The following is a 12,336-nucleotide window of genomic DNA, read 5'->3' as shown; positions in this document are numbered from 1 at the left end:
GTGCCTGGTTGCGACCGGGCGATCATGGCGGCCCGTACAGCGAGTATTTCCGCGCCCTGAATAAAGAGTTGAAAGACCACGGCCCAATGCGTCCGGTGCTTTTGATCGATCTGGATCGGCTCGACCACAACATCGATGTGGTCATGCAGTCGGTGCGACGCGGCGGCAAACAACTGCGGCTGGTGGAAAAGTCCCTGCCGTCACCGGGGCTGTTGAGCTACATCGCGCAACGGGCCGGAACGCAAAAGCTCATGTCGTTTCACCAGCCGTTCCTCAATCACGATGCTGTCATGTTTCCCCAGTCCGACATCCTGCTCGGCAAGCCGCTGCCGGTGCGTTCGGCACAGCTGTTCTATCAAACCCACAAAGGCCCGTTCGACCCGGCGAAGCAGCTGCAATGGCTGATCGACAACCCCGAACGTCTGCAGCAATACCTGGCGCTGGCGCAGGGATTGGGCACACGGATGCGTATCAACATCGAGCTGGATGTCGGCCTGCATCGCGGCGGGGTCAGTGATGTGAGTGTATTGGGGCAGATGCTCGCGCTGATCAGCGCCAACCCGCAGCACCTGGCGTTCGCCGGGTTCATGGGTTATGACCCGTTTGTGGGCATGGGCGTGCCGGGAATACTCGGTTCGCCCGAGGAACTGTTCGCCAAGGTGATGGTGATTTATCAGCGCTGCGTGGATTTCACCCGCCAGCAGTTTCCGGCGTTATGGAATGACCACTTGTGCCTGAACACCGCCGGCAGCCCGAGTTACCGCATCCACGAAAACGAGACACTGAGCACCGAGGTGTCGGTGGGTACGGCGATGCTCAAACCGACGCATTACGACCTGCCGTCGCTGGTTGACCATGTGCCGGCGACCTACATCGCCACGCCAGTGTTGAAGAGCACCGGCGCGGTGAACATCCCGGCGCTGGATGACCAGTCGAAGCTGCTGTCGTGGTGGGATGTCAATCAGCGCCAGACCTTTTTCATTTACGGCGGCAACTGGATGGCCGAGTTCGAATCACCGACCGGACTACAGAGCAACGGCGTGTATGGCCGCAGTTCGAATCAGGAAATGGTCAACGGTTCTGACGCGGTCGGCCTGACCGTCGAAGATCAAGTGTTCCTGCGTCCGACCCAGACTGAAGCCGTTCTCCTGCAATTCGGTGATCTGCTGGCGGTGCGTGGCGGCAGAATTGTCGATACCTGGCCGGTCTATTCCTGAAGCAAAAGATCGCAGCCTTCGGCAGCTCCTACAGGGGGCACTCAATCCCAGTGTAGGAGCTGCCGAAGGCTGCGATCTTTGCTTTTGCTCTCCCTCATTAATGAAGCTTTCATGACAAAAGTTCGGTAGCACATAGCCAGTCCAGTCATGCCTATGTAACGCGCTTGAGGGGCCCAACGGGGCGCTTTTCACAAGCCGAGGCGGGACGCCGGGAGTGAGGCAATGGGGACTATGGAACGCTACTCGAAAGTGGGCATGCAGGAGCTCGATCAGCGCCTGTCGAAGATCGTCGAAGCGGCGCGCAAGAAACCGGTGTCGGTGTATCGCTACGGCGCGCCGTGGGTCTGGATCGTGTCGCAGGATGATTGGCAGGGCGCCTTGAAAGAGGTCTCCAGCTACATTCCGCCAGGCCATTCGCTGGTGTTGCTGCGCCCGCAGATCGACGACTTGCTTGCGGCCCACCAAGACCTGCTGCATGACCTCAATGCCGAGCCCGGCATGCTGATTCCCGCGCAAACGGTCATGCACATCCTGCTCCTGCAACTGCTGTATTCAGTGCCCAGCGAACAGCAGCTGTATGAGCAGCTCAATTACAACCTGCTGTTCCGTTGGTTCGTCGGTCTTGGCCTGAATCAGAAAGTCTGGAGCTTCAACGTCCTCAGTCGCGACATCGCCACGCTGCTCAACGAGCCGCGTGCGGTGCTGCTCATCCAGAAAATCATTGGCGAAGTGTTCTGCGGTGCCTTGCTGCAAATGCCCGAGTTCTCCTTGAACTTCGCGCTGCTGCACACCTGGCTCGGCAAGCACAGCGGTGCCTCGACAGTCGGCAACTGACGCAACTCACAAGGCGCGCGACAGCGCCAACAGGTCATCGCGAATTCAGGGGGTAGTGTGGATCAGATTTTCACGTCACGGCTGGCGCTGTGGGGCTGGCTGCTGGTGACGGCCGGCGCGCAACCGGCATTCGCCGAAGCGGCTGCCCAAGGCGCCGCGCCGCAGCGTCTGGTGGACGTCAACGAATACTTCGTGCGCGGCAACACCGTGCTTGACGCACGGGCGATTGAAGAAGCGGTGTACCCGTTTCTCGGCCCGCAAAAAGCCATGACTGACATCGAAGGTGCCCGCGACGCGTTGCAGAAGGCTTATCAGCAGCGCGGCTACCAATCGGTGTTCGTCGAACTGCCGGAGCAAGCGGTGGCGGATGGCATCGTCTACCTGCAAGTCAGCGAAACCAAGGTCGGCCGGGTGCGCGTGGTCGGCGCCAAACACTATTCGCCGCTGGACATCCGCGACAACGTCCCGGCCCTGAAAGAAGGCGAGGTGCCGGACTTCGCCAAGGTTCAGGGTGAACTGGCGCAGCTGAATAAAACCCCGGGGCGCCAGGTCATGCCGCTGGTGCGCGAAGGCCAGCGCCCCGGGACCATGGACGTCGACTTGCAGGTCGAAGACCAGAACCCGTGGAGCGCCAGCGTCGGCCTCAACAACGATTACAGCGCCGACACTGAGAAACTGCGCGCCGTGACCAGCCTTGGCTACAACAACCTCTGGCAACTCGGCCACAGCATCAACCTGACGTACTTCACCGCGCCGCAGGACACCGACAACGCCAAGGTCTGGTCGGCTTCCTACACAGCGCCGCTGAGCGAGCGCTGGAGCGTGCAGTTCTCCGGTTATCAGTCCGACAGCAACGTCGCCACCCTCGGCGGCAGCAATGTGCTGGGCAAGGGCCATTCCTACGGGGTGTCGGCGATCTACACGCTGCCATCCAGCGGCAACTGGTCGAACTCGCTGTCGGCCGGTATCGACTTCAAGGATTTCGACGAACGCCTGACCCTGTCCGGCGAGAGCGACAAGGTGCCGCTGAAATACGCGCCGTTCACCTTCGCCTACAACGGCTTCCGTTACACCGAAAAGAGCCAGCTCGGCCTCGGCCTGAGCCTGGTGGCGGCCACCCGCAGCATCTTCGGTTACGGCAGTTCCGACGAAGACTTCGACTACAAACGCTACCGCGCCAACCCGAGTTTCGCCGTGCTCAAGGGCGACAGCAACTTCACATGGACCTTCGACAACGACTGGCAAAGCGCGAGCAAAGGCGCGTTCCAATTGGCGTCGGGGCCGCTGGTTTCCAACGAACAGTTTTCTGCTGGCGGCGCGACCTCGGTGCGCGGCTATCTGGCGGCCGAGCGCACCGGGGATGACGGCGTGCTGCTCAGTCAGGAACTGCGCACGCCGTCGCTGGCGAAATACGCCGGCAGCTGGATGCAGGAATGGCGCTTCTACGCCTTCGCCGAAGGCGCGCAACTGTATCTGCGCGACGAACTGCCGGACCAGGACGCCAGTTACGCCCTCGCCAGCGTCGGCCTCGGCACCCGCGCCAGCCTGAGCAAATGGCTGTCCGGCAGCCTCGACTGGGGCTACCCGCTACTCGAAGGGCCGAACACCTCGAAGCAGGCATCGCGCCTGCACTTCAACCTTCAAGCCACTTTCTAAAGGAGCACGTTCATGCAGCGCCTCATTCTTTCGTTGTTGATCTGCCTGGGCTTCGTGCTCCCGGCCACGGCGCAGGCCTGGTGGCAGGACGACTGGCATTACCGCAAACAGATCGCCGTCGACACCACGCCGCAGGGCGCCGGGATCAATCTGGCCCTGGGCCGCACTGCGCTGCTGGTGCGCCTGCACACCGGCAATTTCACCTTCGACGGGGTCAAGGAAGACGGCACGGATTTGCGCTTTGTCGCCGCCGATGACAAGACCGTGCTTAACCACCAGATCGAAAGCTTCGATGCGCTGATGGGCATGGCGCTGATCTGGGTCGATGTGCCGAATGTCGAGGGCGGCCAGCGTCAGGACATCTGGATGTACTACGGCAATCAGAAGGCCCCGGCGACCGGCAACGGCCAGTTGACCTTCGATCCGAATTACACCGCGCTGTACCACTTCGACGGCGCCACCGGCACCCCGGCCAAAGACACCACCGCCTACGGCAACACTGCACAAAGCGCCACTGGCGCGGCGATTGACGGTGTGATCGGGCGCGCCTTGCAGTTCAGCGGCCAGCCGTTGCTGCTGCCGGCCAGTCCATCGTTGCAGCACAGCGCTGGCAGCGCGTTCACCTTCAGTGCCTGGCTGCGGCTGGATCAGGCCAATGGCGAGCAACTGATTCTGGCCCGTCGCGAAGGCGCCAACAGTCTGCTGGTCGGGGTCAATCAAGGCGTGCCGTTCGTGGAGATCGACGGCCAGCGCGCGGTGGCCTCTCAGGCGCTGAATCCCGGCCAATGGCAGCATGTCGCGCTGACCGCCGAAGGTTCGAAAGTCAGCCTGTACATCAACGGTCGTGAGGGCGCGACCCTCGCGCAAGCGATGCCGGCGTTCAATTCGGTGATGGCGGTTGGCGGTGATCTGGCCGCTGGCCCATACCAGCCGTTCGTGGGCGCCATCGACGAACTGCGCCTGTCGAAAGTCGCGCGTCCGGCCCCATTGCTGCTGGCTGATGCGACCTCCCAAGGTGCCGAGTCGAAACTGGTGACTTACGGCGTTGACGAAGAACAGTCCGGTTTCGGCTTCGGCAGCCTCGGATTCCTGCTCAACGCGGTACCGGTCGACGCCTGGGTGATCATCGCCGTGCTGGTGCTGATGATGTTCCAGTCGTGGATCATCATGCTGCGCAAGAACCGCACCCTCAGCCGCGTGAGCAAGGCCAACGAGGATTTCCGCGAGCAGTTCGCCAAGGTCGGCACCCGTCTGGAGATGTTCGCCGACGACGCGCAACTGGCCCAGCGTCTGCAGCACTCGCCGCTGTGGCGCCTGTACTCGGTGGCGGTCAAGGAAATCCGTACCCGCCGCGAGCAGGGCGCCGATACCTCTTCGGTGTCGGCAGCGACGATTGAAGCGATTCGCTGCTCGATGGACGGCGTGCGCACTCGCGAGAACCAGGCCCTCGGTTCGAAACTCTCGACCCTGTCCAACGCCATCGCCGGTGGCCCGTACATCGGCCTGCTCGGCACCGTGCTGGGGATCATGGTGGTGTTCCTCGGCACCGCGATGGCCGGCGACGTCAACATCAACGCCATCGCGCCCGGCATGGCGGCGGCGTTGCTCGCCACGGCGATGGGCCTGTTTGTCGCGATCCCGGCGCTGTTTGGCTACAACCGCCTGATTACCCGCAACAAGGAAGTCAGCGCCGACATGCGCGTGTTCGTCGACGAGTTCATTACCCGTCTGGCGGAGATGCACGGTGAAGGTCAGTCCAGTGAAGCGGCGCATCAGCGCAGCCATCACGCCAACCACTCCGTACCCGCCTGAGGAGCATTGCCATGGCGTCCGTAAATGCCTCCCACGACGATGACGAAGATGCAGCGGTGGACAGCATCAACATCACGCCACTGGTGGACGTGCTGATGGTGGTGCTGGTGATGTTCATCCTCACCGCCACCGCGCAAGTCTCCGGGATCCAGATCAACCTGCCCAAGGCCAGCGCTTCAGTGTCGCTGTCCGAGGCCAAGACCAAGGCGATTTCGGTCAACGACGGCGGCCAGGTGTTCCTCGACGCCTACCCGGTGACCCTCGCCGAGTTGGAGGAGCGCCTGCGTATCGAGAAGGCGCAGAGCCCGGACTTCCCGGTGATCGTGCGCGGCGACGCCACGGTGCAGTACCAGAAAGTCATTGAAGTGCTGGATCTGCTGCGCCGGCTCGAACTGTCCCAGGTCGGTCTGGTGACCGGCAAACCGACGCAGGGTTGAGTGATGACCGCACAACTTCCGATCGAGCCGCTGCCGGTGAAGCGCTCGCCGTTGCGTTACCTGAAGTGGGGCGCCGGGCTGCTGCTCGGCGCGCTCGCCGCGTGGTTCCTGTGGCAGTGGGCCAATGACATGAGCGGCATCCGCCGAGAGGCGCCGAAGGTGCCGACGATCATTCCATTGCCGCCACCGCCACCTCCGCCGCCGGAAAAACCGCCGGAACCGGAAACCCCGGTGGAAGAAAAAATCGTCGAGCCCGAGCCAACGCCCGAGCCGCAAGAGGTCAAGCCCGAGGAGGAGGCGCCGCCTTCACCGGCGGACGATCTGGCCAACCCGATGCAAATCGACGGCGACGCCCAGAGCGGCAATGACGCTTTCAACATCGGCGCCGGCAAGGGCGGCGGCATGGCCGGTGCGGGTGGCGGACGCCTGGGTACCGGCACCTACAGCCAGTTCCTCGCGTTCACCTTTCAGAAGCTGCTGCGCGAGAACCCGGACCTGCGCAACCTCGCGTTTTCGCTGCAGGCCGATGTCTGGCTGAGCAGCGTCGGAGAGATCACCCGGGTCGAGCTGGTCAAGTCCAGCGGCAAGCCCGAGATCGACACTCAGGTGCTGGCCGCATTGCGTAACGCGCCCCATCTGAGCGAACGGCCACCGGCCTCCATCACCTTGCCTGTGCGCCTGTCCCTGCAAGGGCGGCGTCCGGGTTAACCGAATTCATAAAGCTGTATGAAAAGGAGTTGTGTGCAGATGATTTCCAACGTGAATCGATTGTCCCTGGCGGTCGGCATGGTCATCGCGACCCTGGTCGGGCAGGCCGCGGCAGCGCCTGCGCCCTCGGAGAACGCCACGATCAATCTGATCCGCTTGCTGGTCGAGCAGGGCATTCTGAAACAGGACAAGGCCGATGCGCTGATCGCCCAGGCGCAGAACGAAGCCGCTCAGGCCAAACAGGCAGCGGCTTCGACAGCGGTCGCAGCCGGTCCGGTGGCGGCACCGGGCGATGTGCGCGTGCAGTATGTGCCGGCCGCGGTGCGCGACCAGATCCGCGATCAGGTCAAGGCCGAAGTCATGGCCACCGCCAAGCAGGAAAACTGGGCCGCGCCCAACACCTTCCCGGACTGGGCATCGCGCATCAGCTTCGACGGCGACATTCGTCTGCGTGACGAATCGCGCTACTACTCGGGCAGCAACAGCAACGAAATCGTCGACTTCGCCAAACTCAACAACAACGGCCCGTACGACGTGAACCCCAACAGCAGCACCAACCTGCCGCCGTTGCTCAATACTCGTGAAGACCGCACCAACCTGTTCCGGCTGCGCGCGCGGCTAGGGATGAAAGCGGTGATCTCGCCAGAATGGACAGCCGGCATCCGCATCGGCACCGGCTCAGACAACAACCCAGTGTCGACCACGCAGAACCTCGGCGGCGGATTCGCCAAGAAAGATATCTGGCTCGATCAGGGTTACCTGAACTGGAAACCGACCGATGAGCTGACCCTGACCGGCGGGCGTTTCGCCAACCCGTTCATGTCCACCGACATGCTGTACTCCAACGACCTGAACTTCGACGGTGTGGCGGCGATTTTCGATCACAAGCTCAACCGCGACTGGGGCGTGTTCGGCACCGTCGGCGCGTTCCCGGTGGATTACACCAACGACACCAGCACCAGCAATGGCTTCGACAAGGAAGAAAGCGACAACAAGTGGCTGTACGGCGCGCAGCTCGGCGCCAAGTGGGCAATCAACAGCAACAACCGCCTCAAGGGCGCGTTGGCTTACTACCGTTTCGACGACATTCAGGGCCAACGCTCCAGCCCTTGCGCACCGTGGGCCGGCGCCCCGGGCTGCGACACCGACGGCACACGGGCGGCGTTCATGCAGAAGGGCAACAGCGTGTTCCTGCTGCGCGACATCACGCCGAACCCAGCCAACCCGACCACCACGCCGCAGCCGCAATTCGTCGGTCTTGCGTCGGCGTTCAACCTGCTGGACCTGAACCTGGTGTGGGACGCCGATCTGCCGCAAGACTTCAAATTGCGTAGCCAGGGCAACTACATCCACAACCTCGGTTACGACGAAGGCGACATGCGCAAACGCTCGGAAGGGCAGATCGTCAACAACCTCAACAGCAACGGCGAGATCGAAAGCGGCGCCAATGCGTGGATGGTCCAGTTCACCCTCGGCAACGCGCTGGACCTGAAGAAGCAGGGCGACTGGAACCTGTTCGCCGGCTACAAGTACATCCAGCCGGACGCCTTGCCTGATGGCTTCAACGACTCGTCGTTCCACCTCGGCGGCACCAACGCCAAGGGCTATATCCTCGGCGGCAACTACGGTCTGGCGAAAAACGTCTACGCCACCGGCCGCTGGATGAGCACCGAGGCCGTGTACGGTGCGCCGTTCGACATCGACGTCTTGCAGCTTGAGATCAACACGCGCTTCTAAGGCGCCGGGAGTACGGTCATGCACGCACGAGTTTTACTGTTGGGGCTGAGTTTTTTCATCGCGCAAGGCGCGCACGCCGAAGGCATGGAGGAGCGTCTGCGCACCCAGTTGCGCAGCACCACCCAGCAGTTGCAGACCCTGCAGAGCCAGCAGGCCCAGGCCAGCGCCGCGCAATTGGCGGCGCAGAACGAAGCCAAAGCGGCGCAGGCGCAGATCAAGCAATTGACCGCCGAACTGGCCAAGGCCAGAGGCGTCGCCGAGCAATTGGCCGGCCAGCAACAGAGCCTGCACAGCCAGGCGCAGGCGCAAGTCGCCGCCAGCAACGAGCAGGTCGGCAAGTTCAAGAAGGCCTACGACGAGTTGCTGGTCATGGCCCGTGCCAAAGAGGCAGAACGGTCTAAGCTTCAAGCGCAATTGGCTGAACGTGACACACAAGTGCAGCAATGTTCAGTCAAGAATCAGCAGATGTACGGCGTCGCCAAACAGATCCTCAGCGCCTACGAAAACATCGATGTCGCCGAGGTGATGAAGATCCGCCAGCCCTTCGCGGGCAGCGCCCGGGTCAAGTTCGATGAACTGGCCCAGGGGTTTGGTGACGAGCTTTACAAGACTCAATTCGACGCGCCGCAAGCTGCGCTCTCGCACTGATAAACAAGGAAGAAGTCATGACTCAATTGATCAGCCATGTGTCCCCACAATCCCTGACCGACGTCCTGCAAGCGGCCGGTTATCGCGTCAACCAGACCGAACAGAACGGCATCGTGCAGTTGCTCAGCGCCAGTCAGGGCATCGGTTATGCCGTGCGTTTCGGCAACCCGGCGGTGGAGCAGGGCAGCTATGTCGATTTCACCTTCAGCTGCGCGCTGCGGGTGCAAGGTGAGTTGCCACACGGTGTGGCCGAACAGTGGAACGCCACCCGGCGTTTTGCCCGGTTGTCATTGCAGGGCGAGTTTCTGGTGATGGAAATGGACGTGGTGGTTGCGGCGGGTGTGAGCAACGATCACCTGCGTGGCAATCTGGAATTGTGGGATCGCCTGTTGCAGGAATTCATCGTCTACCTGCGTGATTTCACCCAGGCCGCGCAAGCCTCGACAGCCAAAGTCGCGGTCGCCGAACAAGAGGAAGTCGCGCTGTGAAAAAGCCTGCCATGGTGATCGGCGCCGGGGCAGTGGCGCTGTTGGTGGTAGCCGTGGCGTTGGTGTTGCGACCGGGTACTGACCCGGTTGCCGCCCAGCAATCGTCGCCGTTGGCGGCGGTTGCTGCGGGGCCGGCCGTGGCGCGGTTGGGCAATCAGCAGGTGACGCCACAGGAGCTGCAGGCATTGCTGGCGACATTGCCACCGGCAAGTGCCGAGCAACTGCGCGGCAACCGTGAAGCACTGGAGCGCTGGATTCGTACCCGTCTGGCGGAGAAAGCGGTGCTGGAGCAGGCCGACGCTCAGGGCTGGGCGCAGCGTCCGGACGTGGTGCGGCAAACCCGCGCGGCCACCGAGCAGATCGTCTTTCGCGATTATTTGCGCTCGGTCAGCACCGTGCCGGCGGACTACCCGAGTACGGCCGAGTTGCAACAGGCGTACGACGCCGGCAAAGCCAACTGGATGACCCCGCCGTTGTATCGGGTCAGCCAGATTTTCCTTGCGGTACCGGATGCCCAGAGCCTGGACGCCGTGCGCAAACAGGCGACCGAGCTGAGCAAGAAGGCCCAGAGCACGCCGGCGGATTTTGCCGCGCTGGCGACTCAGTATTCGCAGGATCGGCTGACCGCCGAACGCGGCGGCGACAGCGGGCTGCAACCGTTGCAGCAACTGGTGCCGGAAGTACGGGGCGTGGTGGCGAAGTTGAAGGTCGGCGCGGTGTCCGACCCACTGCAGAGCGCGGCCGGCTTCCATGTGATCAAACTCACCGAACAGCAACCGGCGCGTACCGCGACCCTCGACGAACTGCGCGATCAATTGACTCAGGCCTTGCGGGCGCAACGGCAGGAGCAGATTGCCCAGGCGTATCTGGACGGCATGCTCAATACCGCGACGCTGAGTATCGATGGGGCCGAGCTGAACAAAGTCCTCGAAACCCACCAGTAAATCACCTTGGGGGAGCGAGCCTGCTCGCGAATGCGGTGTGTCAGGCAGCGTAATTGTTGAATGTGCTGGCGCCTTCGCGAGCAGGCTCGCTCCCACAGTGGATTGTGGTGCACTCAAGACCAACAAAGATCGACAGGGAGTCATCGATGTCATTCACCGAACCCGCAGGACGACAGGGTAGCCCCGACTATCGCTGGGCACAGCGCGAGCGCGAGCCGTGGCTGGCGCAAGCCGCGAGCATCGATGCCGAGGTCGCGCAATATTTTCTGGTCAGTGCTCGCTGCGGTTGCTTCATGCAGGCGGCGCGCAGCCTCAACGTGCGCTCGACCTTGCTGCGCAAACAATTGGCGCAGCTGGAGCAAACGCTGCAGCACGCGCTGTTCAGCTTTCAAGGCAGCGCCTTGAGCCTGACCCGTGAAGGTCAGCAGTTGCAGGCGCAACTGGTGGCGCTGGCCCACGAACGTAAACTGCCGGTGGTCGAGCAGCCGCTGGTGCGTTTGGCCGTCGCCGAGTCGATCCTGCATGACATCCTTGGTCGTGACCTGATCGCACTGCTGCGGCGCAATGCCAGCGTTCGTTTGGAGATCATTGCGCTGGACAGCGAACTGGCGTTGCGCGCGGTCAGTGCCGACGTGGTGCTGTGGCTGGCCCACGGCGAGACCCCGAGTCCCGGCCCGACCTTCGCCACCAGCCAGCCGCAAGCGCTGGCGCGGCTTGACTACCTGCCGCACATTGCCAAACGCTATTCCCGCGTCACCGCGCGCCCGGCCAGTACCGACGACCTCAGCGATTTCATGCTGGTGCAATGGCAGCACGACCGGCAGATCGACAGCTTTCGGCCGTGGAATGAACTGGTCGAACAACGCCTGGCCGGTGTGGTGCAGATGCAGTCCTATGAGCTGATGCTGGAAATGATCCGCTGCAGCGCGTGCATCGGTCTGCTGCCGGCGTACATGAGCCGTTTTGATCGCGGACTGATTGCGCTGCCGGGGCTGTTTGACGAGCCGATGCAGTTGCAGGCATGGCTGGCGGTGAATGCTGAATCCCGGCACGTCGGCGAAGTGCAAACCCTGGTCGAACTGATTCAGCACACCTTCAACGAGCGCCAGGAGTGGTTTCAGACCTGACCCGATCCCCTTTGCCCACAATCCCTGTAGGAGCTGCCGCAGGCTGCGATCTTTTGACTTTGATTTTTAGAAGCAAGATCAAAAGATCGCAGCCTGCGGCAGCTCCTACAGTTTGTATGCGCCGGACTTTGCAGTTTAGAGTGATTGGCCACCCATCGATCCAGGAAGGATCCGCCATGCCCGAGCACAACCCCGCCATCACCCTTGAACGCTTCAATGAATCGCACATCGAGGCCGTCACCGCGCTGTACAACGATCCGGCGGTGACCCGGCAGGTGTTGCAGATGCCGTTTCAATCTACCGAGATTTGGCGTCAACGGCTGCTGGCGGAGAACGAGCGGATGGTCAAACTGGTGGCGCTGCATCAGGGCGCGGTGGTCGGTCATCTTGGCCTGGAAAACTATTCACGAATCCGCCGCGCGCACGCCGGCAGTGTCGGCATGGCGGTCGCCGTGGCGTGGCAAGGCAAAGGGGTCGGTTCGACACTGCTGGCGGCGGCGCTGGACGTCGCCGACAACTGGATGAACCTGCATCGGGTCGAACTCTCGGTGTACGCCGACAACCAGGCGGCCATCGGTCTGTACCGCAAGTTCGGCTTCGAGAACGAAGGGCTGTTCCGTGACTACGCGGTGCGCGACGGGCGATGGGTCGACACCCTGAGCATGGCCCGCCTGCGCCGTCGATAAGCCAAAAAAATTCTGTGGGAGCGTGGCTTGCCGGCGAAGAGT

General features: G+C 62.5%; 12 protein-coding genes. All 12 read left to right on the top strand.

The annotated features are described in order from the left end of the window. Positions 1 to 8: 8 nt before the first annotated feature. The 12 genes from ACM6HV_RS04605 (at position 9) to ACM6HV_RS04550 (ending at position 12,294) form a co-directional block, all read left to right on the top strand. Positions 9 to 1,217, top strand: coding sequence for a DSD1 family PLP-dependent enzyme (locus ACM6HV_RS04605; RefSeq protein ID WP_414903685.1), 1,209 nt, complete (start codon positions 9 to 11; stop codon positions 1,215 to 1,217). Positions 1,218 to 1,439: 222 nt separating this feature from the next. Beyond that, entirely contained in the window at positions 1,440 to 2,051 is a 612-nt protein-coding gene (locus tag ACM6HV_RS04600) for a transposase (RefSeq protein WP_414903620.1), read from the top strand. 57 nt (positions 2,052 to 2,108) lie between these two features. Beyond that, the gene (locus ACM6HV_RS04595) at positions 2,109 to 3,707 is read left to right on the top strand and encodes a ShlB/FhaC/HecB family hemolysin secretion/activation protein (RefSeq protein ID WP_414903619.1); all 1,599 of its coding nucleotides are present in this window, start codon (positions 2,109 to 2,111) and stop codon (positions 3,705 to 3,707) included. A gap of 12 nt (positions 3,708 to 3,719) precedes the next feature. Beyond that, positions 3,720 to 5,519, top strand: a complete 1,800-nt coding sequence (locus tag ACM6HV_RS04590) for a DUF2341 domain-containing protein (RefSeq protein WP_414903618.1) — start codon at positions 3,720 to 3,722, stop codon at positions 5,517 to 5,519. 11 nt (positions 5,520 to 5,530) lie between these two features. Then, the gene (locus ACM6HV_RS04585; protein WP_003224462.1) at positions 5,531 to 5,956 is read left to right on the top strand and encodes an ExbD/TolR family protein; all 426 of its coding nucleotides are present in this window, start codon (positions 5,531 to 5,533) and stop codon (positions 5,954 to 5,956) included. A gap of 3 nt (positions 5,957 to 5,959) precedes the next feature. Beyond that, the gene (locus ACM6HV_RS04580) at positions 5,960 to 6,664 is read left to right on the top strand and encodes an energy transducer TonB family protein (RefSeq protein WP_414903617.1); all 705 of its coding nucleotides are present in this window, start codon (positions 5,960 to 5,962) and stop codon (positions 6,662 to 6,664) included. Between the two features lie 39 nt (positions 6,665 to 6,703). Then, positions 6,704 to 8,401 carry a putative porin gene (locus ACM6HV_RS04575; RefSeq protein ID WP_414903616.1) on the top strand — a complete coding sequence of 566 codons (1,698 nt, stop codon included), beginning with the start codon at positions 6,704 to 6,706 and terminating at the stop codon, positions 8,399 to 8,401. 18 nt (positions 8,402 to 8,419) lie between these two features. Beyond that, complete coding sequence (locus ACM6HV_RS04570; RefSeq protein ID WP_414903615.1) at positions 8,420 to 9,049, top strand: DNA repair protein; 630 nt, start codon at positions 8,420 to 8,422, stop codon at positions 9,047 to 9,049. Positions 9,050 to 9,066: 17 nt separating this feature from the next. Next, positions 9,067 to 9,537, top strand: a complete 471-nt coding sequence (locus ACM6HV_RS04565; RefSeq protein ID WP_414903614.1) for a YbjN domain-containing protein — start codon at positions 9,067 to 9,069, stop codon at positions 9,535 to 9,537. Then, positions 9,534 to 10,481: a peptidylprolyl isomerase gene (locus tag ACM6HV_RS04560; protein WP_414903613.1), complete on the top strand. Its 948-nt coding sequence runs from the start codon at positions 9,534 to 9,536 to the stop codon at positions 10,479 to 10,481. The genes ACM6HV_RS04565 and ACM6HV_RS04560 overlap by 4 nt, the downstream gene beginning before the upstream one ends. Before the next feature lie 146 nt (positions 10,482 to 10,627). Further along, a complete protein-coding gene (locus ACM6HV_RS04555) occupies positions 10,628 to 11,608 on the top strand; it encodes a LysR family transcriptional regulator (RefSeq protein WP_414903612.1) in 981 nt (326 codons plus the stop codon). Between the two features lie 176 nt (positions 11,609 to 11,784). Further along, positions 11,785 to 12,294: a GNAT family N-acetyltransferase gene (locus ACM6HV_RS04550; RefSeq protein ID WP_108182581.1), complete on the top strand. Its 510-nt coding sequence runs from the start codon at positions 11,785 to 11,787 to the stop codon at positions 12,292 to 12,294. Positions 12,295 to 12,336: the final 42 nt, after the last annotated feature.

The sequence above is a fragment of the Pseudomonas sp. IT-P260 genome (genome assembly GCF_949768395.1).
Lineage (GTDB): Bacteria > Pseudomonadota > Gammaproteobacteria > Pseudomonadales > Pseudomonadaceae > Aquipseudomonas > Aquipseudomonas parakoreensis.
Note: the sequence above shows the minus strand (reverse complement) of the source record. Positions and strands in the feature narration are given on the sequence as shown.

Coding starts and splice junctions, on each gene's coding strand:
- ACM6HV_RS04555 (WP_414903612.1), top strand. CDS start 10,628: ATGTCATTCACCGAACCCGCAGGACGACAGGGTAGCCCCGACTATCGC.
- ACM6HV_RS04570 (WP_414903615.1), top strand. CDS start 8,420: ATGCACGCACGAGTTTTACTGTTGGGGCTGAGTTTTTTCATCGCGCAA.
- ACM6HV_RS04580 (WP_414903617.1), top strand. CDS start 5,960: ATGACCGCACAACTTCCGATCGAGCCGCTGCCGGTGAAGCGCTCGCCG.
- ACM6HV_RS04590 (WP_414903618.1), top strand. CDS start 3,720: ATGCAGCGCCTCATTCTTTCGTTGTTGATCTGCCTGGGCTTCGTGCTC.
- ACM6HV_RS04585 (WP_003224462.1), top strand. CDS start 5,531: ATGGCGTCCGTAAATGCCTCCCACGACGATGACGAAGATGCAGCGGTG.
- ACM6HV_RS04600 (WP_414903620.1), top strand. CDS start 1,440: ATGGGGACTATGGAACGCTACTCGAAAGTGGGCATGCAGGAGCTCGAT.
- ACM6HV_RS04550 (WP_108182581.1), top strand. CDS start 11,785: ATGCCCGAGCACAACCCCGCCATCACCCTTGAACGCTTCAATGAATCG.
- ACM6HV_RS04565 (WP_414903614.1), top strand. CDS start 9,067: ATGACTCAATTGATCAGCCATGTGTCCCCACAATCCCTGACCGACGTC.
- ACM6HV_RS04575 (WP_414903616.1), top strand. CDS start 6,704: ATGATTTCCAACGTGAATCGATTGTCCCTGGCGGTCGGCATGGTCATC.